Source organism: Variovorax sp. V213, from assembly GCF_041154455.1.
Taxonomy (GTDB): Bacteria; Pseudomonadota; Gammaproteobacteria; order Burkholderiales; family Burkholderiaceae_C; genus Variovorax.
The window spans coordinates 249,356-275,394 of record NZ_AP028665.1 but is presented as its reverse complement, the minus strand read 5'-3'; the positions used below and the strand labels follow the sequence as shown (position 1 = coordinate 275,394).

General features: G+C 67.4%; 19 protein-coding genes. 13 read left to right on the top strand and 6 right to left on the bottom strand.

Translation table 11 applies throughout. The features are described from left to right. The first annotated feature begins 340 nt into the window (after nucleotides 1-340). The 5 genes from pgaA (at nucleotide 341) to ACAM55_RS26340 (ending at nucleotide 7,692) form a co-directional block, all read left to right on the top strand. Nucleotides 341-2,938 carry a poly-beta-1,6 N-acetyl-D-glucosamine export porin PgaA gene (gene pgaA, locus ACAM55_RS26360; RefSeq protein WP_369657211.1) on the top strand — a complete coding sequence of 866 codons (2,598 nt, stop codon included), beginning with the start codon at nucleotides 341-343 and terminating at the stop codon, nucleotides 2,936-2,938. Beyond that, complete coding sequence (gene pgaB / locus ACAM55_RS26355; protein ID WP_369657210.1) at nucleotides 2,938-4,992, top strand: poly-beta-1,6-N-acetyl-D-glucosamine N-deacetylase PgaB; 2,055 nt, start codon at nucleotides 2,938-2,940, stop codon at nucleotides 4,990-4,992. Before pgaA ends, pgaB begins: the two co-directional genes overlap by 1 nt. After that, the gene (gene pgaC, locus ACAM55_RS26350; protein WP_369657209.1) at nucleotides 4,989-6,266 is read left to right on the top strand and encodes a poly-beta-1,6-N-acetyl-D-glucosamine synthase; all 1,278 of its coding nucleotides are present in this window, start codon (nucleotides 4,989-4,991) and stop codon (nucleotides 6,264-6,266) included. Before pgaB ends, pgaC begins: the two co-directional genes overlap by 4 nt. Then, on the top strand, nucleotides 6,256-6,828 hold the full coding sequence (locus ACAM55_RS26345; protein WP_369657208.1) for a PgaD family protein: 573 nt from the start codon (nucleotides 6,256-6,258) through the stop codon (nucleotides 6,826-6,828). Before pgaC ends, ACAM55_RS26345 begins: the two co-directional genes overlap by 11 nt. Nucleotides 6,829-6,939: 111 nt before the next feature. Next, on the top strand, nucleotides 6,940-7,692 hold the full coding sequence (locus tag ACAM55_RS26340; protein ID WP_369657207.1) for a hypothetical protein: 753 nt from the start codon (nucleotides 6,940-6,942) through the stop codon (nucleotides 7,690-7,692). A 372-nt stretch (nucleotides 7,693-8,064) separates the two neighbouring features. On the opposite strand, the gene ACAM55_RS26335 is transcribed toward ACAM55_RS26340, so the two are convergent. Next, complete coding sequence (locus tag ACAM55_RS26335; RefSeq protein ID WP_369657206.1) at nucleotides 8,065-9,492, bottom strand: carotenoid oxygenase family protein; 1,428 nt, start codon at nucleotides 9,490-9,492, stop codon at nucleotides 8,065-8,067. A 21-nt stretch (nucleotides 9,493-9,513) separates the two neighbouring features. Further along, nucleotides 9,514-10,554, bottom strand: a complete 1,041-nt coding sequence (locus tag ACAM55_RS26330; RefSeq protein ID WP_369657205.1) for a MerR family transcriptional regulator — start codon at nucleotides 10,552-10,554, stop codon at nucleotides 9,514-9,516. A 546-nt stretch (nucleotides 10,555-11,100) separates the two neighbouring features. On the opposite strand from ACAM55_RS26330, the gene ACAM55_RS26325 reads away from it, so the two are divergent. The 3 genes from ACAM55_RS26325 to ACAM55_RS26315 are packed head-to-tail and all read left to right on the top strand — an operon-like array spanning nucleotide 11,101 to nucleotide 14,284. Continuing rightward, nucleotides 11,101-11,730 carry a TetR/AcrR family transcriptional regulator gene (locus tag ACAM55_RS26325; RefSeq protein WP_369657204.1) on the top strand — a complete coding sequence of 210 codons (630 nt, stop codon included), beginning with the start codon at nucleotides 11,101-11,103 and terminating at the stop codon, nucleotides 11,728-11,730. Next, nucleotides 11,711-13,408 (top strand): PEP-utilizing enzyme, encoded by a 1,698-nt coding sequence (locus ACAM55_RS26320; RefSeq protein ID WP_369657203.1) that lies wholly within the window; start codon nucleotides 11,711-11,713, stop codon nucleotides 13,406-13,408. Before ACAM55_RS26325 ends, ACAM55_RS26320 begins: the two co-directional genes overlap by 20 nt. Before the next feature lie 15 nt (nucleotides 13,409-13,423). Next, the gene (locus tag ACAM55_RS26315) at nucleotides 13,424-14,284 is read left to right on the top strand and encodes a PEP/pyruvate-binding domain-containing protein (RefSeq protein ID WP_369657202.1); all 861 of its coding nucleotides are present in this window, start codon (nucleotides 13,424-13,426) and stop codon (nucleotides 14,282-14,284) included. Between the two features lie 31 nt (nucleotides 14,285-14,315). Here ACAM55_RS26315 and ACAM55_RS26310 read toward each other — a convergent pair whose 3' ends face one another. The 3 genes from ACAM55_RS26310 to baeS form a co-directional block, all read right to left on the bottom strand. Continuing rightward, nucleotides 14,316-14,630 (bottom strand): toxin-antitoxin system YwqK family antitoxin, encoded by a 315-nt coding sequence (locus tag ACAM55_RS26310; RefSeq protein WP_369657201.1) that lies wholly within the window; start codon nucleotides 14,628-14,630, stop codon nucleotides 14,316-14,318. A gap of 115 nt (nucleotides 14,631-14,745) precedes the next feature. Beyond that, nucleotides 14,746-15,429 carry a response regulator gene (locus tag ACAM55_RS26305; protein WP_369657200.1) on the bottom strand — a complete coding sequence of 228 codons (684 nt, stop codon included), beginning with the start codon at nucleotides 15,427-15,429 and terminating at the stop codon, nucleotides 14,746-14,748. Next, nucleotides 15,426-16,805, bottom strand: a complete 1,380-nt coding sequence (gene baeS, locus ACAM55_RS26300) for a sensor histidine kinase efflux regulator BaeS (protein ID WP_369657199.1) — start codon at nucleotides 16,803-16,805, stop codon at nucleotides 15,426-15,428. Before baeS ends, ACAM55_RS26305 begins: the two co-directional genes overlap by 4 nt. Before the next feature lie 149 nt (nucleotides 16,806-16,954). Here baeS and ACAM55_RS26295 point away from each other — a divergent pair, with 149 nt between their 5' ends. The 3 genes from ACAM55_RS26295 to ACAM55_RS26285 are packed head-to-tail and all read left to right on the top strand — an operon-like array spanning nucleotide 16,955 to nucleotide 22,673. Further along, nucleotides 16,955-18,430, top strand: coding sequence for an efflux transporter outer membrane subunit (locus ACAM55_RS26295; RefSeq protein WP_369657198.1), 1,476 nt, complete (start codon nucleotides 16,955-16,957; stop codon nucleotides 18,428-18,430). Nucleotides 18,431-18,438: 8 nt separating this feature from the next. Then, nucleotides 18,439-19,566, top strand: a complete 1,128-nt coding sequence (locus ACAM55_RS26290; RefSeq protein WP_369657197.1) for an efflux RND transporter periplasmic adaptor subunit — start codon at nucleotides 18,439-18,441, stop codon at nucleotides 19,564-19,566. Next, a complete protein-coding gene (locus ACAM55_RS26285; RefSeq protein ID WP_369657196.1) occupies nucleotides 19,563-22,673 on the top strand; it encodes an efflux RND transporter permease subunit in 3,111 nt (1,036 codons plus the stop codon). Before ACAM55_RS26290 ends, ACAM55_RS26285 begins: the two co-directional genes overlap by 4 nt. Before the next feature lie 29 nt (nucleotides 22,674-22,702). Here ACAM55_RS26285 and ACAM55_RS26280 read toward each other — a convergent pair whose 3' ends face one another. Continuing rightward, nucleotides 22,703-23,416, bottom strand: coding sequence for a FadR/GntR family transcriptional regulator (locus tag ACAM55_RS26280; RefSeq protein WP_369657195.1), 714 nt, complete (start codon nucleotides 23,414-23,416; stop codon nucleotides 22,703-22,705). A gap of 209 nt (nucleotides 23,417-23,625) precedes the next feature. On the opposite strand from ACAM55_RS26280, the gene ACAM55_RS26275 reads away from it, so the two are divergent. Next, entirely contained in the window at nucleotides 23,626-24,501 is an 876-nt protein-coding gene (locus ACAM55_RS26275; RefSeq protein ID WP_369657194.1) for an amidohydrolase, read from the top strand. 7 nt (nucleotides 24,502-24,508) lie between these two features. Continuing rightward, nucleotides 24,509-26,032, top strand: a complete 1,524-nt coding sequence (locus ACAM55_RS26270; protein ID WP_369657193.1) for a sugar ABC transporter ATP-binding protein — start codon at nucleotides 24,509-24,511, stop codon at nucleotides 26,030-26,032. The last annotated feature ends 7 nt before the right edge of the window (nucleotides 26,033-26,039 follow it).

Sequence of the window (26,039 nt, the reverse complement as noted above, 5' to 3'; positions counted from 1 at the left end):
AGCGGAATCATCACTGGCATGAGCGGGGACTGCGTCAGGGTCAAGCTTGTGGGAATGGAGCGGGGAGTTCCATTTCATCCTCACGAGATTACTTATTCATAAGTCATTGCCCGAGCGGGCTGTCCTACGCGCTGCCGTTTCGCGCACCTGTTCACGCTCCGGCAACATCTTTAACTGAATTGGGCCTTTTGTTAACAAAACGCCCTAGAGTCCGATCTTACGAACTTTTCGGTAGGCATGTTGGTGCCGGAATGTTCGCTTCTGCCCCGGCCATCAGCCACGCAGAAGTGCCATCCAAGGGAGCAGAGTGCCAATCCACAAGATCGATGGAGGCAGAGTCGTGGCCGCGCGCAATTCGGCGCAGCCCAACTCGTTGCCTCATTACCTCGCACAGGCGGTGCGGGGCCTACCACCCATAGTTTGCGTGCTGGCGTTCGGCGCTTCGGCGGCGGCGGCCGATCCAGGCGTCACGCGCCCGCCGGCCGCGGCCGAGCGCCGCGTGGTGTCCCATGACTCGCAGCAACACGACGCGCTGATTGCCGAACAACGTGCCGGCCGCATCACGGCGGCACAGGCGCTGAAGCAATTGAAAGCCTGGCTCGCGATGCCGCTCGACGATGCCGCGCGCCAACGCGCGGTTTCCGATGCGATCTCGATCGCGGTCGACGACGGCCAATTCGCCGAAGCGACGGCGCTTGGCCGCGAGCGGTCGCCAGCGAGATTGCGCGACTACGCGCTCGGTCCGCTCGCCGTGGCAGCGCGTCGCACGCAGGACCTTGTGCTGCAAGGCGAGACCATTGCCGTCTGGCGGGCGCGCCTGCCCGCGGCGCGGGACGCGCGCATTCATGAAGGATTCTGGCGGCTCGACAGCGGCGACACCGCCGGTGCGCGGGAGATGTACCGGGCGCTTGCCGAACCCGCGCCGACGGAAACCGCCGATCGGGTGGCGTTGCTCGAGTTGAGTGCGACCTTGTCGCGTGTCGAAGGCCATGCGCTCCAGGCGATCTCCGCATACAGACAGGTCGCCATGCTGCAGCCCGCAAGACGCGATGCGCAACGCGAGGCCGAACTTCTGCTGGCGTCGAGCGGTGCGGCATCGGCCGCCTTCCAGGAAGCCGAAATGGCGGAGCGCGCGCACCCTGGCACTTTCTCCGCACTGGCGTTGTCCACGCTGCAGCAACAGGCGCTGGCCCAGCAATTGCGCTGGGCTGTGCGCGAACGCGACGAACTGATCGGCGCCTCGCGGGTGGTCGCGCTTGATCGTGTGTTGGCGCAGCAGGAAGCCGCGCTGGCCCGGCTCGAGGCATCGGCGCTGCGCGCCGAGCCTGCCGACGCCGACGCATGGCGTTCGCTTCGCCTGCGCCTGCAGTGCGATCGCCTCCTGGCACTGGTCGAGCGAGGCCGCGCTGCCGATGCGATTGCGCTGTACGAGATGCTGCGCGCCAATGGGGCGGCCCTGCCGTCATACGCATTCGGTGCCGCAGGCCGCGCGTTCGCGGAAGAACGCCGCTCTGCCGAGGCCGTGCCGTTGTACGAAGCGGCTGTCGCGATGGGAGACGCGAACCTGCCCGTGCCCGACCCGATCTACCTGGGGCTGGCCTACGCCTACCTCGACACCGGCCGCTTCGAAGAAGCCGAAGCGCTGCTGACGCGAATCGAATCCGCCACGCCGGCCCTGATGCGGCTCGCGCCCGAAGCCGGACGGCCCAACGACCAGTACACGGACATGAACGGCATGCGCGGCATGTTGCTGCTCTACGGCGACCGGCACGCGCTCGCACAGCGGCGTTTCGCGCTGCTGACCGGCGAAGCGCCGCTCAATGCCGAATTTGCCGCCGGTGCGGGCATCGCCGAACGGCTGCGCGACCATCCTGAAGCAGCGCTCGCGCGCTTCGACGCGCTCGCCGCCGATCAACCCCACGACATCGGCGCGCGTGCCGGCCACGTCGAAGCGCTGCTCGACGCGGGCGAGTTCGCCGAGGCCCGCCGGCGCGCCGAGTCGCTCGAAGCGGATGCCTCCGACACGGCCCAGGTGCGCGAGCTGGGCCGCACGCGCCGCGCCACCACGGGTCCACGGCTCGATGTCGATGCCGAAGGATCGACAGGCGGCGGCGCCATTGCAGACCGTGAATGGCGCGTCGACAGTCGGCTCAGTTCGGGGCTGCTCGACGACGAATGGCGCATCTTCTACGACCAATCGCTGGGGCGCGGGGACACCTCTCTCGGCAATGCCCGCTGGGCGCGCAGCGGCATCGGCCTGAGCTGGCAGCGCGGGCGCTGGCTGACCGAGAGCGCCGTGCAGCGTTCGAACACCGGGCCGTACCGAACCAGCGTGGCCGGGCGCGTCGACTACCGCGCCGCAGACGCATGGCGGCTCTCGGCCAACTTCGATGGCGACAGCAAGGATCTGCCATGGAAGGCCCGCGTCGCCGGCATCGGCGCGCGCGAAACCGGCGTCGCCGTGAGCCATGTCGTGAACGAGGCCCGCCACTTCGATCTGCAATGGCGGCGGCTCGATTTCAGCGACGGAAATCTGCGCAACGGCCTCGACTTCACCTGGCGCGAACGCTGGGTGAGCACACCGCGCTTCCAGCTCGAAACACGGCTCGGCGCCGAGACCAGCCGCAGCCGGCAACAGGAGGTGCCGTACTTCAGCCCGTCGAGCGACGCCAGCGCGCAACTGACGGTGCGCGCGCAATGGCTCAACTGGAAAAGCGACGACCGGCAGTTCTTCCAGGCCATCGAGGTCGGCGCCGGCCGCTATCACCAGGCCGGCTTCGGCGCCGGCCCGCTGTGGAGCCTGCGCTACGAACACAAATGGAACCTGGGCCCGAAGTTGACCCTGCGATACGGGCTGGGCATTTCCAGCCACTCCTACGACGGTGTGCGCGAACGACAGCGCAGCGTCTTCATGAATCTTTCGATGCCCCTGCCGTGATGCGAACCCACCTCTTCCCTCTCCTGCGCGTTGCCGTTGCCTGGCTGTTGTTGGGTCTTGCATCCGCCAGCCCCGCGCAGCCGCTGCCGCCTCCCGATGCCGACGACGGCGTGAGTTTTCGCGTGCTCTCCTTTCACGACGTGCGGGGCAACGTGCGGGCGAGCTTCGAGAATTCACCCGACGAAACCGCCATCGACGAGCGCACGCTGGCCGAGGTGTTCGCCTGGCTTCAGCACAACGACTACCACCCGGTCAGCCTGCAGCAGGTGATCGACGCGCGCGCCGGCGGCAAGCCCCTGCCTTCAAGACCCGTGCTGCTGACCTTCGACGACGGCTATCGCAGCGCCTACACCAAGGTCTTCCCGCTGCTGCAGCGCTTCAAGTACCCGGCGCTGCTGGCGTTGGTGACGAGCTGGCTTGAGGTGCCGGAAGGCGGCAACGTCGCTTACGGCGACAAGCCCGTGCCCCGCGGCGACTTCCTGCGCTGGAGCGAAGCCGCCGAAATGGCGCGCTCCGGCCTGGTCGAGCTGGCGAGCCACAGCGATGCCCTGCATACCGGGGTGCGGGCCAATCCGCAAGGCAACATGCTGCCGTCGGCCGCCACCCACCGCTACGACCCGGCCCTGGGCCGCTACGAGGACGACGCGGCCTACATGCAGCGCGTCGAGTCCGACCTGCGCCGCAGCCGCGAGATCATCGAAGCACGCACCGGCGCCAAGGTGCGCGCAATGGTGTGGCCCTATGGCGCCTACAACGCCGCTTCGCTGAAGGCCGCCGGGCGCGCGGGATTGCCGATCACCTTCACGCTGGACGACGGGCCGAACGACCCCTCGGTGCCCCTCTCCCGGATTCGCCGCGCGCTGGTGGCCTACGACAACGAAGCAACCGAGTACGCCCGGCTGCTGCGCAGCCCGGTCGGCGGCGAACTGCGGCCAGTCAACCGGGTCATGCATGTGGATCTGGACTACGTCTACGACCCCGATCCGGCGCAGCAGGAACGCAACCTCTCGGCATTGATCGAACGCGTGGCGGCGGTAAGGCCGCGCTCCGTGTTCCTGCAGGCCTACGCCGATTCCGACGGTGACGGCGTTGCCGATGCGCTCTACTTTCCGAACCGCCAGCTGCCGATGCGCTCCGACCTCTTCGGGCGCGCGGCCTGGCAGCTGCGCAGCCGCACCGGCGTGAAGGTCTACGCATGGATGCCGGTCATGGCGTTTCGCCTGCCGGCGTCCAACCCGTTGGCGACGCATACGGTGCGTACCGCGGACGGCGGCACACCCGCGGACCGCTATCACCGGCTGTCGCCCTTCGACCCGGCAGTGCGCGCGCTTGTCGGCGACATCTATGAAGACCTGGGCCGTCACGCCTTCTTCGAGGGCCTGCTGTTCCACGACGACGCCACGCTCGCGGACGACGAGGACGCAAGCCCACTTGCCCTCGCCGCGTATGGCCGCTGGGGCCTGCCGGCCGACGTGGCTGCCATCAGGGCCGACCCGGCGTTGATGGCGCGCTGGACCGGCGCCAAGACGCGGTACCTGACGGAATTCACCAAGGAGCTCGCCGCGCGCACAGGTGCCTGGCGGGCGGGCCTCGAAACCGCGCGCAACCTCTATGCGCGGCCGGTGCTCGACCCGGCGGCGGAGCAATGGTTCGCGCAGAGCTACGAGGCTTCGCTCGCCGCCTACGACTACGTGGCATTGATGGCCATGCCCCGCATGGAGCGCGAGGACGATGCGCAAGCCTGGCTTGCGCGTCTTGCGCGCCGCGTGGCCGGCACACCGCGCGGCCTGGACGGCACCGTCTTCGAACTGCAGGCACGCGACTGGCGCACCGGCAAACCGGTGGCCGACGACGAACTGGCGCGCCAATGGGAACTGCTGCATCGCATGGGCGTGCGGCACCTGGGGTACTACCCCGACGACTTCCTCCACAACCAGCCTTCGCTGGAGGTCGTGCGCCGCGCGATCTCGGTGCGCAACCTGCTTTGGCGCGCGCTGCCGATCCCCGCAACGACACCTGCAGCCGCCGCTGCGCCGGAAAGCCGCTCGCCATGAACACCCTCCAGGCCCTTTCGCAGGCGCTGCCATCGCTGCTGTTCGGCTTCGTCTTCTACTACCCCTTCTTCATGGCGTATGTGTGGATGGCAGGTGGCCTGTCGCACGCCTGGTTCTTCGAGCGCCAGCGGGACGTGGACATCGATCCGCTCGGGACGCTTCCGTCGCTGCCCCTGGTCACCGTGGTGGTGCCCTGCTTCAACGAGGCGCCGCACCTGCGCGAGGTGATCGAGCAGCTGATGCGTACGCGCTATCCGAACTTCGAGGTGATCGCCGTCAACGACGGCAGCACCGACGGCACCGGCGAGCTGCTCGACGCCATGACGATGGAGTACAGCCGGCTGCGCGTGATCCACAACGCAAGCAACCAGGGCAAGGCCGTGGGTCTGAACACCGCGTGCCAGCTCGCGCGCGGCGAGTACCTCCTTGGCATCGATGGCGACGCGCTGGTGGATGCTGATGCCATCGCGTGGATGCTCAAGCCGATGTTGAACTCCGAGCGCATCGGCGCGGTGACCGGCAATCCGCGCATCCGCACCCGAACCTCGCTGCTCGGACGCATGCAGGTCGGCGAGTTCTCTTCGATCATCGGCCTCATCAAGCGCTCGCAGCAGCTGGTGGGCACCTTGTTCACCGTCTCGGGCGTGATTGCGATGTTCCGCCGCCGCGCCGTGATCGACGTGGGCTTCTGGAGCCCCGACGTGATGACCGAGGATATCGACATGAGCTGGAAGCTCCAGCTCGGCGGCTGGCAGCTGCGCTTCGAGCCCCGCGCGCTGTGCTGGATCCTGATGCCCGAGACGCTCAGGGGCCTCTGGAGGCAGCGCGAGCGCTGGGCCCTCGGTGGCATTCAGACGATGCTGCGCTACACCACGCGCATCCTGCGGCCGCGGCACTGGCGGATGTGGCTGATCTACGCGGAGTACATGACCAGCGTGCTATGGGCCTATGCCATGGCGCTCGTGCTGATCATCGGCTTTCTGCGGCCCTTCCTGCCGGCAGCGTCGCCGTGGCATTCGGCCCTGCTGCCGCACTGGCAAGGCACCTTGCTCGCCATGACCTGCATCCTGCAGATGCTGCTGAGCCTGTGGATCGACCGTCGCTACGACCGAGACCTGATGCGCTATTTCGTCGGAACGATCTGGTACCCGATCGCCTTCTGGACCATCACCATGGCGGCCACCGTGGTCGCCTTGCCCAAAGCCCTTCTACGCCGTCGCGGCAAGCGCGCGGTGTGGACAAGCCCTGACCGAGGAATTTCCAATGCACCCTGAATCCAACCTTCCCCTTCAAGCCACCGATACCGATACCACTCCGCCCGTGCGGCGCCGCTCCTGGGGCCAGCCCGCGGGAGAGGAACCGATCATCGACGCCGCGCGCATTCCGCTGCGCGCGTTCGGCACCGGCCGGTCGCCCCAGCGAACCCTCGCCATGTACCTGTGGCTGCGCGTCGTGCGCCCGGCGGTCAACGTCGGGATCTGGTTCTGCGCCATCTGGTACGCCTGGCCCTATGTGCTCGGCGCACGCTCGCAACCCGAGGTCCTGCATCTGCTGGGCCTGTACGCCATCGTCATCGGCGCGATCCTCGCCTCGATGCTGGCGATCGCACCGCTGCGGCGGATGCAGCATCGGCGCGAAGCGCCGGCAGACCAGGAGCATTCGTCGCTGTTTGCCCTGGCGTCCTACATCTCCGTGCCGCCTGCACGCCTGTCGGCTTGGCAGCGAGCCCGGCAACTGCTGGTTCAGCACGACCTCCATGGCCAGTTGCACGACGCGCAAGACACGACGCCGGGCCTGCTGGAGCCCCAGCTGCGCCCGGCACGCGCCGCGCGCTGAGCACGGAGTCGTCGCTCGCACATTGCTCGGGCAGAATTCAAGAAGGAAGATGCATGGCGTCGCCGCGCACTGGAGTGCGCGCAGGCGAACTGCGAAGGCTTCGAACATCCCATGGCACTGACACGCGACAACTGGCCCAGCCGGGCAGCCATCCAGGCCTCACTGGCAGCGCAGTTCGCCCTGCCGCCCTTGCCCCCGCCCATCCAGGACTGGTTCGCCTGGTGCCGCCGCATGGGAACCCAATGTCTTGTGCTGGAAGACCCGAACTGGCGCGAGAACGCGAGTGGCGTGCTCACCGGCTCGGGCGCCGTCGATGTGCCCGGCCTGCTGGCGGAAATGGAAGGCTACCGCTTCATCCTGAACCAGAAAGCGAGTACGCCGGAGCATTTGGTGTGGAGCGACGCCGTGGACACGGGCCAGTGGCAGGCGCACTGGGTGGTTCTGCAAAACGCCGGCGGCGACCCGTTGATCGGCGACATCGGCCGGCCCGAAGTGCCGGTGCTGTGGGACTGGCACGGAAGCGGACGCTGGTCGCCCCGGCCGCTGTTCCCGAGTCTGCAGGTGCTGATGGAGCGCATCGAGGTGTATGTGCCGCCTCCGTCGGACGAGGTTTCGCCGACGGTCTTCTACACGGTTCATCTGGTGGACCTGGGCGATCAGCCCTTGCAGGTATTGACCGCGCTCAAGACGCATCCGCACTACAGCCGGTTGTCGGGCGCAAGCCTGCTGAAGCTCAAGCATCAGCTGCCCTTGCAGCTGATGCACGAAAACGTCAGCGTCACTCGGAAGGATGATCTTGTCCGCCGCTTCGAAGCGCTGGGCGCCCAGGTGAAGGTCATCGAGCGGGTCTTCCAATCCGGTTGACGTGAACGGCGAGCGGCCTTGCCTGCTCACGCGGGCGCCGGCTGGGTCGCCCAGCACACGCGGTTGCGGCCTCCTGCCTTGGCCGCGAACACGCCCTATGGCCCGACGCGAACCTCGTTTTGATGACAACGCTGTGGCAGCTATCCCGTCGCAAGCGGACGGTCAGCCACGCCTCGCGAAGGTCCGCTGATGGTCGCGTCCGGCTGTAGCGCCGAGGCTCAGGGCTCGCCCCGATATTTCGGGTTCGCCTGGAACTCGCCCGACCGGTCCGCGCAAAGGGGCCCAAAGCCGAAGTACGTCCGCCCCCAGAACAGCCATTCATGTGACCGTCTCGCTTCGTAGCGACTGGCCGTCTGGCCAGGCACTAGCTCGTTACAGGCCAGGTCGCCAAGTCCCATGAAAACCGAACGGCACGCGGTGCGGCAAACGGGCGACCGCAACAGGTCCCGTCGCCAGGTCCATCGCATCGAACACCAGCAAGTCGCTGCGCCTTTCCTGTTCACGCCAGGCCACGGCAAGCAGCCAGCCGTCGCCCTCGGCCGCGTCGGTCGCGCGCGGCACGAACACCGGTTCGGACACCACGTCTCCATGCGGCAGCGTGTGCATGCTGCGCCCGCCGGTATCAAAGTCGAAACGGGCGAGGCTGTCGTAGAGCACGCTTTCCGAGTCGTCCCTTGCGCGCGACGTCGCATGACAGGTGTAGAAGCCGTAGCGGTTGCGCCGGCCCGTGTAGCGCTCGTCGATGCGTGGAAACTCGGCCACCAGGTCGTCGAGGTACTCACGGCGGAACCCGGTGTCCGCACCACTCAAGTCGAAGGTCCAGCGGCACAGGTGCGCGGCCATGGCATCGGGGTCACCAGGCCGGCCTTCGGCATCGGGCAGGCCGGGCGCCGTTTCCGACTGCATCACATAGGCCACGATGGTGTCGCCGTCGTCCCAGGCATTCATCACGTGGAACACGTGGCAGGCGTCGGCGCGGAACCAGCGTAGTGTGTCCGTCGTGCCACCGCGACGCATCACGCCAACATGGGTCCGCAGGCCGGCCTCCCAGGCCAGCAGTGGCTTGCCGCGCATCGCACGTTCCACGCTGAGCGTCAGCGGCGTGACCGGAAAGAGCACATGCCCGCGCGTCACCATGAAGTCGTGCGCCATGCTGGCATACGGCGCTTTGAACGACTCGAGCCGCGTGACCTCGCAGTGTTTGTCCATCACGCCATAGAGCATGGTTGGCGAACAGGGGCCGTCGGGCGAGTACGCGAAGAAATGCAGTTCGCCGCTCTCGGGGTCAATCTTCGGGTGCGCGGTGCAGCGCGAGGTCACGCAGTCGCCGAAGCTCTGATGTCCTTTGGAAGCCAGTGTATAGGCGTCGAGCTCGAAGGGCTGATGCGACTCTTCGAGAGCGAACAGCCGGTCGCCATGCCACAGCATGCTTGTGTTGGCCGTGCCACCGTTTCGGCCCTGCGCCAGCGGGTCGCTGGTGGCGGGGTTGCCGAAGGTGCCGAAGAGCGCGCGTCCGGCTTCATGTTCCAGTTGCCATTTCGGCGTGCGCGCCCAGCGGTTGCTGTACGACACCTTGCCCTTGACGATGTGGAAGGCATGCACCATCCCGTCGCCGGAGAACCAGTGGTAGCTGTCGTCGCGCGGTGCGTACTGCGGGCTCGGGCCGACCCGGTAAAGGCTGCCCGACAGCTCGGGTGGCAGCGTGCCTTCGATGTGGAGCGCCGCGATGTCGTGCTCGTCGGTGAGCGGCGCGTAGTTGCCGGTGAAAAAGTGAGGGTTCGTCTGCGTTTGTGCGTTCACGTGGAGGCCTTTCGGATTCATTCAGGAGGTCGATGCGCTGTCCAGGTGCGCGATGGCTTGCCCGACATAGGCGGCCAATGTCTCGTCGATGCCCGAGCCAGCCCGCAGAGCCGCATCGTGGTGGAACGCGCGTTGCAGCTTCGCGTGCAACGCGGCATCGCCGCCGGCCTTGGCGAGCGAGAGCGCCTGCCAACGCAGCGCCAGCGCGCGCATGGCCGCACCATCGGTGGGAGCGCTCGCCAACATCTGTTGCCGAACCTCGGCAATGAGCGGCGGCCATGCATCGGTCTGCGCAACGTAGTGCTGGCGCAACGTGGCCATGTCGCCCGAACTGCAGTAAGGCGCGTAGAGCTGGAGGCGCGCGAAGGCCATCGCGTGCGAGATGTACCGGATGCCGGCGCGGTCCACCCCTGTCAGCGCGTGAAGCGATGGCTCGTTCCAGTGCATGGTGTAGAGCTTCATCAGCAGACCTTCGTCACCACCGGCTTCTTCGAGCAACCGTTCTATCCAACGTTGCGCCAGGGCCTGTGCCTCCGGGTCCTCGGGTGAAACGCCGGCCGCCACCAGGCGTTGCAGCCACGCCGACAACTCCGCGCGCTCGGGCGCCACTGCGTCAGTGAAACCATCGCGCTGCGTCTTGAGCCTGCGCTGCTCGTCCTCGCTGAAGTACTTCGAGCCCGCGACCATGCTCTCGAGCGCCAAGAGCCAGTCGTCGATGCCGGGTTCTTCGCTGGCTTGCAACTGGTCCTGCACCGTGAGCAGATGGGTGCGCAGCGCCGATGCCTGCAGGATTTCGCGGTCGAGTTGCGCCACCTGCCGGGCCACGATTTCCGAAACCCCGCCGGCCGCGTTGTCGAGCAGGCCTTGTATGTCGGTGAGCGACAGGTCGAGGCGCCGCAGCGCCTGGATGCGGTAAAGCCGCGCCACGTCTTTCCGGCCGTATAGACGGTAGCCGCTACTGGACCTTTTGGACGGCACCAGCAGGGCGATGTCGTCATAGTGCCGCAATGCGCGCACCGTCAGCCCGGTGCGCCGGGCCAGTTCACCAATCCTTAAAAACATGCCTTCCCTCTCAAGTTGAAGGCATCCTAGACCGTGCCGTTACGAGAGGGTCAAGCACTTTTCGTGGCCCGCGCTCGGTCCGCCAGCAGTTGTGTCGGCAGGCGCTACGTGCCAGCTGCGGGGTTGCACCGAGTGCGCTGATGCCGGACGCTCGAACAGTCTTCGTGAACGACATCAAGCGCACGGGCTTGACTTTGAAAATTCACGCGGATGTCGAGTAGTGGCACGCCCCGCGTCTAGCGGAACTTGAAGGCTCCCGACTCGTAGGGAATCTCGGCGATGCTTAGGTCAACTTCGATGGTCGGGATCGTCCGGTGTTGGCCGACTGGAGCCTGTCACCGGCCCCGCGGCTCTGAGCCCCTTGCGGTCCATGTCGCGGCTAACGGGCTGGCACGCGCACGACGCAGAGCCGCGGGACTGGTCGCGATGCAGCGTAGAGATTCACGATTTTCAATCGGCTTTGCCACGGCATCATGGGGTGCGGTAATTGACGACATGCCAACGTGCCTTCTTGACACGATAAAGTGACATGATTATTGTGCTGCCATGAGCACAACCACGTACGAAAGCCCGCTCCGCGCAGAACAGATGGAGCAGACGCGCCTTCGGATACTGGAGGCGACGGCAGATGTGCTGGCGGACGAGGAGGTCAACGAGGTCACCGTTCCGCTTGTCGCCGTGCGCGCCCGCGTGTCGGTCCGTACCGTCTACCGGCACTTTCCGACCAAGGAGGCGCTCTTCGACGAGTTCGGTGAATGGGCGGAGGAGCACCTCCGGGTCGTCCTCCTTTCCTACCCAGACACGCTCGAGGGCGTCCGCGAGATGGCGCCTGCGCTCTATCGCATGTACGACGAGCGAGCGCCGCTGATCCGCGCCCTCCTGTCCAAGCGCGGACAGGAGATCCGGGCCCGCACGCGGCGCCGGCGACTGGCGACGTTCGAGAAGGCGATGCGGGAGGTCACCGACGGGCTCGGGCCGGCCGAGCGCCAACGCGCCCTTGGGGTGATCTACCTGCTCGTGAGCGCGCCCGCGTGGCAGGCGATGCGCGACCAGTGGGGCCTCGAGGGCCAGGAGGCCGGCAAGGCCGCCGCCTGGGCCGTACGCGTGCTGACGGACGAACTTCGCCGCAATCCGGCAAGCATGAAGGAGGTTGGTAATGATGACACTCGTCGCTGAGCAAACCTTCGCCCCACCCGGTCCGGGATCGTGGTTCCTCGACCCGACTCATTGGACGCGGCCGGTGACCCGCTTCCAAGCGGAGATCTTTCCCGAGCCGTTCGAACGCGGCTTCGGCGAGAGCCTCCGCCGCTACGGATCGCTGCTCGAGTACCTGGAGGCGGGCTTCGTCAACGGGTTCCCGTACTACTGCGCACGTGCCGTCGGCGCGCCAAGCGAGGCAGTCGGTCACCCTCCGAAAGAGGTGTGGGACGAGCTCGCGCGCAGTCACCCAATGATTCGGCGCCGACTCGAGACGAGCGCGACCGTGTTCGAACGCAAGCTCTGGCGTGAGGACCTCGAGCGCTGGGACCGAGAAGTGAAGCCCGCGGTGATCCGGGCTCACCTCGCGCTGCTCGCGGTTGACCCGGCGGCGCTCGACACGCCAGCGCTCCTCGCATACATCGATCGCTGCCGCGAGAACCAGATCCATGGGGCGTACATCCATCACCTCTTCAACGTGCCGGCGCTCCTGCCTGTGGGCGACTTCCTCGTGCACGCGCAAGAATGGACAGGCCGCTCGCCGGCCCAGTTACTCGGTCTCCTCCAGGGCGCGAACCCCGACCCGCTCGGTGCAGACGAGGAGCTCGAGCGACTGGTCGGCGCTCTCCGACTGGATACGGCGGCGACGGCCTTGCTCACGTCGGCCGGAGAGCCGGGCGAGGTGGTCGCCGCGCTTCGCTCGCTGTCCGGCGACACGGGCCGGCTCGCTTCGGCATACGTCGATCGTGTCGCCTACCGGCCGGTAAACGGCGAGGACGTGGGCGACCCGTCGGTGCACGAGCTTCCCGAGCTGATCGTCGGAGCGATCCACACAGCATTCGATCGCCTCGAGACTCCACCGGCGAACGACCTGGACCGGAAGACCTCTGAATTGCGGGAAGCAGTGCCCGCTCGGCATCGCGACGCCTTCGACGCGCTGCTCGAGGAGGCTCGGGCGACCTACCGGCTACGCGACGAGCGGGGCATCTACGCCGACCTCTGGGCGATCGGGATCATGCGGCGCGCGATCCTCGCGGCCGGCCGCCGGCTTACGGCGCCCGGGCGGCTCGCTGATCCCGGCCATCTCGTAGAGGCTGGCTATGCGGAGCTGCGAAGCCTTGTCGAGTCCGGCGACGGCCCATCGGGTGAGGAACTGGCCGAGCGTGCGGGCTACCGGCTCAGGGCGCGCTACGCGGATGCGCCCGCGTTTCTCGGCGGCGAGCCGGGCGATCCGCTGCCGCCCGAGTGGCTGCCGCCCTCGGCGGCAAGGCTGGAGCGCGCGATCGGTGCAGCCGTGCAGGCGATCTTCGCCGCGCCGAAGCCACGCACAGAGGAGCGAAAGGTTCACGGTCTCGGCGTCAGCCCGGGCGTGTACGAGGGCACCGCACGGGTGATTCGCGGCACCGAGGAGTTTGGTCGCATCGAGCGGGGCGACATCCTCGTCACGAACTCCACGACGACGGCATTCAACATCGTGCTGCCGCTCCTCGGCGCGATCGTGACCGACCGGGGCGGGCTGCTCTCGCATGCCGCGATCGTCGCGCGCGAGTACGGGCTGCCAGCAGTCGTCGGGTGCACCGATGCGACCTCCGTTCTCCTGGACGGTGCGAGGATCATCGTTGATGGCACCGCGGGCGAGGTCGAGCTCGTCGCATGACGGAAGCAGGCGACGATGAAACCGGCAGCACTTACCGAGGAGCTTGAGGAAAGCCTGTTTGGCGGCAAGGCCACGCAGCTAGCCACGGCCACGCGTGCGGGCCTGCCCGTTCCCGCGGGTGTCGCGCTTCCGTACGGGTTCGTGGATGCACTCGCTGCTGACGAACGCGACGCGAGGCAGCGGCTGGCTGCAGTCTTTCGCACGCTCGGCGCCCCGCTCGTGGCGCGCTCGTCCGCAGTGGGCGAGGACTCCGAGCAGGCGAGCTTCGCAGGACAGCACCTGACGCAGCTGAACCTGCGCTCCGAGCCTGAACTCGTTGACGCCGTGTCCGCCATCTGGCGCTCGGCGCGCTCGCCTTCAGCGTTCGCGTACCGCGAGCGCCTTCGGCTGCCCCGCGAGCCGAGAATGGCCGTCGTCGTACAGGAACTCGTCGATGCGGACGCCGCCGGCGTGCTCTTCAGCCGCAACCCCGTCAACGGGTCGGACGAGATCGTGATCGAGGCGGCCTGGGGGCTCGGGGAGTCGGTCGTTGCCGGTCTCGTCATCCCAGATCGGTTCCGCTTGAGGCGTGACGGTGCCGTCGCCGAGCGAATCGCGGGACTGAAGGACGTCGCCATACGCACCGACCCGGAAGGGGGCACAAGCAGCACACACGTTTCCGAGGGGCTCACCCGCGTGCTCTGCCTGGGCGATGCACAGCTCGCCGCACTTCATGCGCTCGCGCTCCGCTGCGACGAGGTGTTTGGCGGAAGCCACGACATCGAGTGGGCGTTCGCCGGCGGCCGGCTCTACCTCCTGCAGCGGCGAGCGCTCACGGCGATCCCAAGTCCAGCTGCAGGCGGCCACACGGGCGAGCACGTGCGCTTGCCTAACTAGCAGACCCGAAACGACCGGCCGCTGTTGGCAGTCAGTTGAAATTCGTGCTCGGCTCTTCGGTTCCATCGGGATTCCAGAACCGCCAAACGCCGACCTCCTTGCCCTCGCGATAGCATCCCTCGGCTGCAGGCCGGCCGTCCGGATGGAAGTCTCGCCAAAGCCCGTCTTCCTTGCCATCAACGTACTGGCCTTCGGACACCACTGTGCCGTTCTCATGGTACTCAACGAAGAGACCGTGCCGGATCCATCGTATCCTGTCTGGTGCCATCACCCTGGCATAGCGGAATCTGATGGCTCCCGACTCGTAGGGAATCTCGGCGATGTTGAGGTCAGGGTCGATGGTCATACTTTCGGCGTTGACGGGCGAATTGGCAGGCGATCGGGAACGTCCGGTCTTGGGCCCACTGTAGCCGGCTGCGACGGGTGGAGCTCCGGGCCCGAAGCCACGTATTTGTGTGCCTTCAAAGCTCCATTCGATAGCCCACGCCGTAGATCGACTTGATCCAGTCGTCCTCTCCTCCGGCCTCGACGAGTTTCCTGCGCAGGTTCTTGATGTGGCTGTCGACGGCACGGTCGGTGACGGCACGCTGGTCGTCGTAAATGCGGTTGAGAAGCTGCTCGCGCGAATACACCCGCCCCTGTGATCCATACAACACGCCGAGCAGGCGAAACTCCCCGGGCGTGAGGTCCAGCAAGCGGCCATTGAGGCTTGCGCGGTATGTCTGCGCATCAAGCGTCAGCACGGTTCCCGTCGGGGCGGCATCGGGTCCCCGGCGATAGCGGCGCAACACGGCGCCCACGCGCGCGATCACCTCGCGGGGGCTGAAGGGCTTGCAGACGTAGTCGTCGGCGCCGATCTCCAGGCCCAGCAGCCGATCGATCTCCTCGACACGCGCCGTAATCATGATCACCGGCACCGTGCTGTGGCGGCGCAGTTCGCGGCAGATGTCCGTGCCGTCGCGGCCAGGCAGCATGAGATCCAGCAGGACCAGGTCGGGCCGGTGGTCGTGGAAGGCGGACATGGCGAGCGCGCCGTCGGCAACCCAGTGGTGCGTATAGCCGGCCGTGCCGAGATAGTCGCCCAGCACGGCGGCCAGCCGAGGCTCGTCCTCGACGATAAGGATGTGTGCTTGGAGGGCGTTCATGGTGCGGCCAGCGGCAGTTCGATATGGATGCGCAGCCCGCCCAGCGGCGATGGCCCGGCGACGATCTTGCCACCGTGTGCCTCGACGATGTTGCGGCAGATCGCCAGCCCCAGGCCGCTGCCGCCGCTGGCGCGGTTGCGCGACGCCTCCAGGCGATAGAAGCGCTCGAACAGCTTTTCCAGCTTGTCCTCGGGAACACCGGGTGCACTGTCCTCGATGGAAATACTGGCCACTGCGTCACGCCGCTGGCAGCGCAGCCGCGCGGTGCCGCCCTTGTCCGTGTAGCGCAGCGAATTCTCCAGCAGGTTTCCGAACAGCTGCTGCAGGCGTGCCTCGTCGCCGCTGATCGTCAACGGGGGCGGTGGGATCGACACCTCGAGCCGCAGGCCGGCCGCCTCGAAGCGCCTCTGCATGCTGGCTTGGGCGGCCTGCAGCACGGTCACAAGATCGATGGGCGCGCGCCGGTAAGCCATCGCGCCGACGTCCGTCCGAGACAGGTCGTGCAGGTCGTCGATCAGCTTGCCCAGCTGCCTGATCTCCACGTTCATGGCCTCCAGCGTGGAGGCGCTCGGCGGCCGGATTCCGTCCTGGATGGCCTCCAGTTCCGCGCGCAGGACCGCCAGGGGCGTGCGCAGTTCATGCGAGATGTCCGCCATGAAGGTGCGCCGCGCGCGCTCGGTGTGTTCCAGCGTCTGCGCGAGCTGGTTGAAGTCCCGGGCGAGCGTTCCCAATTCGTCGTTGGCGCCGATCTCGACGCGCGAGGCGTAGTCGCCGGCCGCGAGCCGGTGGGTGGCGCCGGCCATGCCGCGCACGCGCCGCAGCAAGGCCCGCGCGAGCACGAAGGTCAGCAGGGCGGCCACGGCCAGCGAGGCCAGGACGATCATCCGCAGCGCCCCGAATTGCTGTTCGAGAAAGCGGGCCTCGCCACTTGCGAGCACCTTCTCGAAGGGCACCGTCGCAATCCAGCCCACGGTGCGGCCGCCTGCCACCACAGGCAGACGGATGGAATCGGCCGCCACCTGCGGGTTGCCTGCGACGTGCCGCAACTCCGTGTCCAGCACGCCCATGCGCAAGATCACGCCGGTCTGGTCGGAGGAGGTCAGCCAGGGCGGCGTGGGAGGGTCCTCCGTGCGCGCCACCGCGAGGTCCATCCATGCCCTGAAGTCCGTGCGAAGGAAGTCCCAGTTGCCGTGCTTGCCGTAGCCCGCCACGAGGCGCGGCACGATTTCTTCCATGCGCTGCGTGGCCTGTCCGTTGAGGTAGCCCAGAAAGCCGCGCTCGAAGCTGATGCGCATGGCGACACCCTGTACGAGCAGCACGGCAGCGCAGGCCACCAGCACGGCGAGGAAGAGCTTGGCTGTGATGCCGACTCTCATGGAACGGGGCGGCGGAGCGCGAACGAATGATGCATGCGGGTATTAGCGCCGCGCTGGCCGGGTAAATCAAGGATGGGCGGGCGACGGCCGGTGGCATCCATCGTTGCTCCACATTTTTTTTCCAGCATGGCGGCCTTCGGATCACGCTCATGAAGGATACCGTGCAGGCATTCCAACGAAAATCCCCCGCAAGAGGCTGGTGTGCCTCGGCACTTCTCGTGCTGGGGTTGGTGCAGGGCGGATGCGCGGTCGGCCCGAACTACCAGGCGCCGGTGCCGGCCGTGTCGGCAAGATGGCAAGCGGTGTTGCCGCACGAAGGCAGCACGGACTCCATGGCCGACTGGTGGCAGCAGTTCGACGATCCGGTCCTCAGCCGGTTGATCGCACAGGCCGAAGCCGACAGTCCCAGCCTGGACAAGGCCTGGGCAGGCATCGAAAAAGCGCGCGCCACCCTGGCCACGGCACGCGCCTCCGGCCTGCCCAGCCTGAGCGGCAGCGGCGCGCTGTCGCGCGGAAAACAGCAGCTGACGCAGGGCAGTTCGCCGGTGCTGGCCACCAGCCGCAGCGCGGACCTCGATGCCTCCTGGGAGCTGGACCTGTTAGGCAAGGCACGCCGCAACGCGCAGGCGGCACAGGCTCGCATCGAGGCGCGCGCGGACGATTGGCACGACGCACGGGTTTCGCTCGCGGCCGAAGTGGCCGACACCTATGTGCAATACCGCGCTTGCGGATTGCTGGCCGAAGCCTACGAGCGCGAACTGGCGTCGATGACCGAGACCGAGAAGGCCACTGCCGTGTCGGTGCGCGCCGGCTTCACCGCGCCGTCCGATGGCGCGCTCGCGCGCGCCAGCGTCGCGAGCACCACATCGACGCTGCTGTCGCAGCGCGCCGAATGCGAGCTGCTGGTGAAGACGCTCGTCAACCTCACCGGCTCCGACGAAGACGAGTTGCGTGCAGGGTTGGCGCCCGGCGGCGCGAAGGTGCCGCAGCCCGCCGCCCTGGCGGTGCGCAGCGTGCCCGCCGGGGCCTTGCGCCAGCGGCCGGACCTTGCCTCGAGCGAGCGCGAACTCGCGGCCGCCAGCGCTGAAATTGGCGTGGCGGTGGCGGACCTCTATCCAAGCCTTTCGCTCTCCGGCTCGATCACCGTCTCGGCCAGCAGCCTTTCGTCGCCGGCCACCACGTGGTCCCTGGGCCCTTCGCTGTCGCTTCCGCTCTTCGACGCCGGCAAGCGCCGGGCCGCGGTGGACAGCGCGCACGCCAGCTACAGGTCGGCACTGGCCAGCTATCGGCAGAGCGTGCGCGATGTGGTCAAGGAGATCGAACAGGCACTGGTCCGCCTGGACAGCACCGCCCAGCGAGCCGACCAGGCCGAGCAAGCGGCGTTCGAATACCGCCGCTATTTCGAGGCGACGGAAGTGAACTGGCGCGCGGGCGGTGCGAGCCTGCTCACCCTGGAAGAAGCCCGTCGCTCCGCGCTCTCTGCGCAGATCGACCAGATCACGCTGCAGCGCAGCCGCGTCCAGTACTGGATTGCGCTCTACAAGGCGCTGGGCGGCGGCTGGCAACCGGATGCGCCGGCGTTGTCGCCGGCCGCGATGGCGAGCCGGCAGACGAACAATCAATGAGGTACCTCGTGAATCGAAGTTTTTTCATCGCAGCCGTGGCGGTCGCCGCGGCGCTCGGCCTTGGCACGGCCGCCTGGCTTGCCCGCTCATCGGGCGGCGCCAGCGCGTCCGGCGCCAGTACCCCGGCCCCCAGTGCGCTGACGGTGGAGGTGGTGGCGCCGGAGACACGAAGCTGGCCGCAGGCGCTGCAAGCCAGCGGGCCGGTTGCCGCGTGGCAGGAGATCATCGTCAGTCCCGAGACCGGCGGACTGCGCATCGCCGAGTTGCTGGTCGATGTGGGCTCGAGCGTCAAGCGCGGCCAGCTTCTCGCGCGGCTGGCGGACGCCACCGTCCAGGCTGAGCTGCGCAAGCAGGAGGCGGCCGTCGCGCAGGCGCGCGCCTCGCTCGACCAGGCGGTCTCGAACATGCAGCGCGCCAAGGTTGCTGAAAGCAGCGGCGCGCTGTCGGCGCAGAAGATCGAGGAATACCGCATCACCGAGGCGACGTCGCGCGCCTCGCTCGCTTCGGCGCAGGCGGAACTCGACAGCAGCAAGCTCAAGCTGGTCCAGACCCGGATCGTCGCGGTCGACGATGGCATCGTGTCATCGAAGACGGCCGTGCTGGGCAATGTGGTCAGCGCGGGCGCGGAGCTGTTCCGCATGGTCCGGCAGGGCAAGGTCGAATGGCGTCCGGAACTCGATGCGCGCCAGGTCGCCACCGTCCATGCGGGACAAACTGCGCGGGTCACCCTGCCAGGCGGCGAGCAGGTCGAAGGCAAGGTGCGACTGGTGGGGCCGACGCTGAGCACCACCACCGGCCGCGCCGTGCTCTACGTGAGCCTGCCCGCCATCGGTTCGACGCGCATCGGCATGTTCGCCAGCGGCACGCTGGAGCTCGACGCCCGGCCGGCGTCGACGCTGCCCCAGTCGGCCATTGTGATGCGCGACGGCCGCTCCTACGTGTACGTGGTCGGAAGCGATGGCAAGGCGGGCAGCCGGCCGGTCACGACCGGCCGCCGCCAGGGCGATCGTGTCGAGGTGCTGTCGGGCCTGGACGGCCAGGGCCGCGTCGTTGCGAGTGGTGGCGCCTTCTTGTCGGAAGGCACGCAGGTGACCGTGGCGGGTGCCGCCAAGGCACAAGCCGGGAGCGCCCAGTGAACATCTCCTCGTGGTCCATCCGCAACCCGGTTCCCGCGGTCCTGGTCTTCATCCTGCTGACCGTCATGGGCCTGATCGGCTTCAAGAGCCTGCAGATCCAGGACTTTCCCGACATGGATCTGCCGACCATCCAGGTCTCGGCCGCGCTCGAAGGCGCCGCGCCATCGCAGCTGGAGACCGAGGTGGCGCGCAAGATCGAGGACAAGCTGGCCTCGCTGACGCGGCTGGACCATATCACCACCAAGATCACCGATGGCACGGTGAGCATCAGCGTCAGCTTCGAGATCGACAAGGACAGCGAAGAGGCGCTGAGCGAGGTCCGCAACGCGGTGGACAGCGCGCGCGCCGACCTGCCTTCGAGCATGGCCTCGCCCACCGTCTCGAAGCAGACCGCGGCAAGCTCGGCGCTGCTGACCTTCACCGTCGAATCGGGCAACCTCGACGACAAGGACCTCTCATGGTTCGTCGACAACAAGTTGGCCAAGGCCCTCCTGGCCGTGAAGGGTGTGGCCAAGGTGGAGCGCGTGGGCGGCATCGACAGGGAGGTTCATGTGGACCTCGATCCGACGCTGATGGCGGGCCTGGGCGTGACGCCGTCCGATGTTTCCACGCAGCTCAAGGCGGTGCAGAAGGAAGGCTCGGGCGGCGAGGGCGCGGTCGGCGGCCAGAAGCAGTCCACGCGCACCATTGCGACCGCCGGCACGGCCGGGGAGATCGCGGCAATCACCATACCGCTGTCGGATGGCCGCTACGTGCGGCTGGACCAGATCGCGCGGGTCAGCGACACCCATGCCGACCGCACGACCATGGCCTTTCGCGATGGCAAGCCGGTGATCGGCTTCCAGGTCACGCGGTCGCGCGGCTATTCGGACGTGAGCGTGGCCGAGGACGTGCGCGGCGCGATCGAGCGCTTCTCCAAGTCGCACCCCGAGGCGAGCATTGCCGAGGCCTCGAACACGGTGACGCCGATCCAGGACAACTACGAAGGTTCGATGCACCTGCTGTTCGAGGGCGCGTTCCTGGCGATCGTGGTGGTGTGGTGGTTCCTGCGCGACTGGCGCGCCACGCTGATCTCGGCCACCGCGCTGCCGCTGTCGATCATCCCGACCTTCGGCTTCATGGCGCTCGCGGGCTTTTCGCTCAACGTCATCACGCTGCTGTCCCTGTCGCTGGTGGTGGGCATCCTGGTCGACGACGCGATCGTCGAGATCGAGAACATCGAGCGCCACCTGTTGATGGGCAAGACACCGTACCAGGCCGCGATGGAAGCCGCGGACGAGATCGGGCTGGCGGTGATCGCGACCACCTTCGCGCTGGTCGCGGTCTTTCTCCCGACGGCCTTCATGGGAGGCATTCCCGGAAAATTCTTCCGGCAGTTCGGCGTCACCGCCTCTGTGGCGGTACTGGCCTCGTTGCTGGTGGCGCGGCTCCTGACGCCGATGATGGCGGCCTATCTGCTCAAGCGCAAGGCGCCGGGATCTCACGAGATCTCGCCCGACGGGCCCACGATGACCCGCTATCTCGGCTGGGTGCGGGCGAGCCTCTCGCGGCGCAAGGCCACGGTGCTGGCCGCCACGGCCTTCTTTGCCCTGGCGTTGATCATCATCCCGTTCATTCCGACGGCCTTCATCCCGGCGCAGGACAAGGCGCAAAGCAGCGTGACCATCAAGCTGGCACCGGGCAGCACCTTGCAGGACACGGCGACGATGAGCCAACGCGCGGCGGAGATGCTGCGCACGCTGCCCGAGGTGAAAGGCGTCTTCGTCTCGGCCGGCACGGCCACCAGCGGAGCCGGCATGAGCGCCAGCTCGTCGACCGACGTCACCAGCGCCACGCTGACCATCGACCTGGCACCGCGCGGCGACCGGAAGCTCAAGCAATCGGGCGTCGAGGCCAGGATGCGCGAGCTCTTGCGAACGCTTCCCGGCGCCCGCGTCACGGTGGGCGCCGGTACCAACGGCGCGTCGCTGGACATCACGCTGGCAGGCGACGACCCCCAGGTCCTCGCGAGCGCGGCGGCTCAGGCCGAGACGCAACTGCGCACGCTCAAGGGCATCGGCAACGTGACCTCCAGCGCTTCGCTGCAACGGCCCGAAATCCAGGTGCGCCCCGACACGGGCCGCGCCGCAGCGCTCGGCGTCACCGCGCAAGCGCTGGACGACGCCATACGGCTGGCCACATACGGCGACTACTCCAATTCGCTGCCCAAGCTCAACCTGCCGGAGCGCCAGATTGCGATCCGCGTGCGCATGGATCCGTCGGTGCGCGAGAACATCGAAGCCATCGCGCAGCTGCGCGTCAAGGGCAATGAAGGCATCGTGGACCTGGGCTCGGTGGCCGACATTGCGATGGGCAGCGGCCCGTCGCAGATCGACCGGATGGATCGCTCGCGCAACATCACGCTCAGCGTCGAGCTGAACGGACGCCCGATCGGCGAGGTCCAGAAAGAGGCGATGGCGCTGTCGGCGCTCAAGTCCTTGCCGGCCGGCGTGCATCAAGTGGAGCAGGGCGAGGTGCAGCGCATGTCCGAGCTGTTCCAGAGTTTCGGCGTCGCGATGGCGATCGGCATCTTCTGCATCTATGCGGTGCTGGTGCTGCTGTTCCACGACTTCCTGCAGCCGGGCACCATTCTCAGCGCCTTGCCGCTCGCAATGGGCGGGGCCATGTTCGCGCTGTGGGTCACGCACCAGTCATTCTCGATGTCGGTGGTGATTGGCGTGCTGATGCTGATGGGCATCGTCACGAAGAATTCGATCCTGCTGGTGGAATACGCGATCATGGCGCGCCGCGACCGGGGCATGGGCCGCTTCGAGGCGCTGCTGGATGCCTGCCACAAGCGGGCGCGTCCGATCGTGATGACGACCATCGCCATGGGCGCCGGCATGCTGCCCAATGCCCTTGGCCTGGGTGCGGAACCCAGCTTCCGCCAGCCCATGGCCATCGTCGTGATCGGCGGTCTCTTGACCTCCACGGCGCTGAGCCTGCTGGTGGTGCCGGTGATCTTTACCTATGTCGACGATCTGCTGCAATGGGGGCGGCGCCGCCTGCTTTCGCGCAACAAGGCCACTCCCGATGCGGCTGAACCGTGGGTTCCGGCGCGCGACTGAAAGGGAAAGCGAGAGCAGGGATTCGCCGGTCAGCCGGCAGCGCGCGGCCCGGACTCTTCGGTCCACCGCGCATGCGACGCGCCCAGGTGATGCAGCATGGCTGCCACCGCGGCCTGCGGATCCCGCGCTTCCAGCGCGCGGTAGATCGCCTCGTGCTCGGCGAACGCCGCCTTCCACGCCTGCGAATCCTCCGTGCGCTCGCTCATGCGGGACGAGATCGGGCTGTGCCGCCCATCGAAGAGTTCACCGACCAGCCGCACGAGAACCGAGTTGCCCGTCATCTCGGCGATGGCGATGTGGAAGCGCCGGTCGTTCTCGATCTGGGTGCGGCCGCTCCGGCCGTCCTGGCGCATGCTTTCGAGCGCTGCCCCCACGCGCTCCAGATGCTGCGGCGTGACGCGGGCCGAGGCCAGTGTGACGACTGAGCCTTCGAGCATCGCGCGCGCCTGGATCATTTCCGACGGGCTTTCGCCGACCGCGGGCGTTGCGCGCTCCGGCGCATCCGGCGCCGCGCAGACATACACGCCTGACCCCATCCGTATCTCGATGCGCCCGTCGATCTCCAGGGCGATCAGCGCTTCGCGCAGCGAGGGGCGCGACACGCCCAATTGCAAGGCCAGCTCCCGCTCCGGTGGCAAGCGCGCACCGACGGGCAGATTGCCGTTGCGGATGAAAGCCCGGATCTGGTCCGCGATCTGTTGGTAGAGCCGGCGGGTGTCGGCGGGCTTGGTGGGGGGAAACATGAGAAGAGCGGGTCGGCAATTTGGTCATGCCAGTTTGCCATCCTCTATGTAGTGATTGCTACTAATGAGCTGTATTTTGCGGGAAAACCCGAAAAGGGTTTGTTCCGGTGAGGCCATTTTTGACGCTATGGCAAAGTGCCACTTCAAAATTGGTAAGGCCAAAAGAGATGGCGGCGTTCCGTTTGAGGAGGCTCGAGGTGCCAACCAGCATGAGACAACGCATCGACTCGCATCAGCATTTCTGGCGGCCCGCGCGCGGCGACTACGCGTGGCTGCGCGCCGATGTGCCCGCCCTCGCGCCGCTGGTGCGCGACTTTCTTCCCGCGCATCTCGCGCCTCTCTTGCAAGCGCACGGCGTCGAGCGGACCGTGCTGGTGCAGGCCGCCGACTCGGAAGCCGAAACCGACTTCATGCTCGAACTGGCCGCCGCGCACGACGTGGTTGGCGGCGTGGTCGGCTGGGTCGACCTGAGCAGCCCCGATGCCGTGGTTTCGCTCGAACGCATGGCGCGGCATCCCAGGTTCAAGGGCGTGCGGCCGATGCTGCAGGACCTGCCCGACGACGACTGGATCGCGCGCATGCCACGCCCCGATGCCATTCAGGCGCTCGTTCGCCTGGGCCTGCGCTTCGATGCGCTGGTGAAGCCGCGGCACCTGCCCTCGCTGATGCGGTTCCTCAAGGACTGGCCGCAGCTGCCCGTGGTGATCGACCACGCGGCCAAGCCGCCCGTGGGCGCGCACCACAGCGAGGCCTTCGCGGCCTGGCGCAGGGACATGGCCGAGCTCGCCGCGCTGCCGCAGGTGTGCTGCAAGTTCTCGGGGCTCTGGGGCGAGGCGCCGCAGGCTGCGCACCACGACGTCGATGTGGCGGCACGCGCCGTGCGGCCGGTGTGGGAGCAGCTGCTCGAGAGCTTCGGCCCCGCGCGCCTCATGTGGGGCAGCGACTGGCCGGTGCTCACGCTGGCCGGCGACTACGCAGGATGGATCTCGGTCAGCGAAGCCTGCATCGGCGGCCTGTCGGCCAGCGAGCAGTCGCACCTCTGGCGCGGCACCGCGCAACGCTTCTATGGCCTTGCAACGGACTGAACGCGCCATGCTGCAACCCATCGTCACCATCCGCGACCTCTGCAAATCGTTTGCCGGCGTGCGCGCGCTCGACAGGGCGCAGTTCGATCTCCTGCCCGGCGAGGTGCATGCCCTGATGGGCGAGAACGGCGCGGGCAAGTCCACGCTCATGAAGGTGCTGGCCGGTGTCTACAGCAAGGACTCCGGCGAGGTGATGATCGACGGCCAGCCCACGGACATCGCGAGCCCGCGAGCGGCGCAGGCGCTGGGCATCGGGATCATCCATCAGGAGCTGAACCTGATGAACCACCTGAGCGCTGCGCAGAACATCTTCATCGGCCGCGAGCCGCGCGGGCGCTTCGGCCTCTTCATCGACGAGGACGCGATGCGCGCCGCGGCCGAGCGCGTCTTCGAGCGCATGAACCTGCGGCTCGACCCGCACACGCCGGTCGGCGAACTCACGGTGGCGAAGCAGCAGATGGTCGAGATCGCGAAGGCGCTCTCGTTCGATTCGCGCGTGCTCATCATGGACGAGCCCACCGCTGCGCTCAACAACGAGGAAGTGGCCGACCTGTTCCGCATCATCGGCCAGCTCAGGTCGCAGGGCGTGGCCATCGTCTACATCTCGCACAAGATGGACGAGCTCAAGCGCATCGCCGACCGCGTGACCGTGATGCGCGACGGCCAGTACATCGCCACCGTGTCGATGGCCGACACCCCTATGGACACCTTGATCGCCATGATGGTGGGCCGCCAGCTCACTGAGGTGGAGAACGACTTTCCCGACACTTCGGGCAACGAGATCGTGCTCGAGGCCCGAGGCATCACGCGCGGCTCGATGGTGCGCGATGCGAGTTTCGTGCTGCGCCGCGGCGAGATCCTGGGCTTTGCGGGGCTCATGGGCGCGGGCCGCACCGAGCTGGCGCGCGCGGTGTTCGGGGCCGACCCCCTCGACGCGGGCGAGGTCCGGGTGCACGGCAAGCGGGTGTCGATCAGGTCGCCCGAGGATGCGGTGTCGCACGGCATCGGCTACCTCTCCGAGGACCGCAAGCACTTCGGCCTGGCCACCGGCATGGATGTGGAAACCAACATCGCGCTGCCGAGCATGAAGAAGTTCCTGTCGATGGGCGTCTTCATCGACCAGGCCGCCATCGAGGCCGCAGGCGAGCGCTACGTGAAGCAGCTCAGCATCAAGACGCCCTCGGTGCGCCAGCAGGTGCGGCTGCTCTCGGGCGGCAACCAGCAGAAGATCGTGATCGCCAAGTGGCTGCTGCGCGACTGCAGCGTGCTGTTTTTCGACGAGCCCACGCGCGGCATCGACGTGGGCGCCAAGGCCGAGATCTACCGCCTGCTCAACGACCTGGCCGCGCAGGGCAAGGCCATCGTGATCATCTCGTCGGAGCTGCCCGAGATATTGCGCGTGAGCCACCGCGTGCTGGTGATGTGTGAAGGCCGCATCACCGGCGAACTGGCGGGGCGCGAAGCCTCGCAGGAAAAGATCATGCAGCTCGCCACCCGGCGTGAGACCACTGCTGCTGCCGCCACCGCATGACGACTGG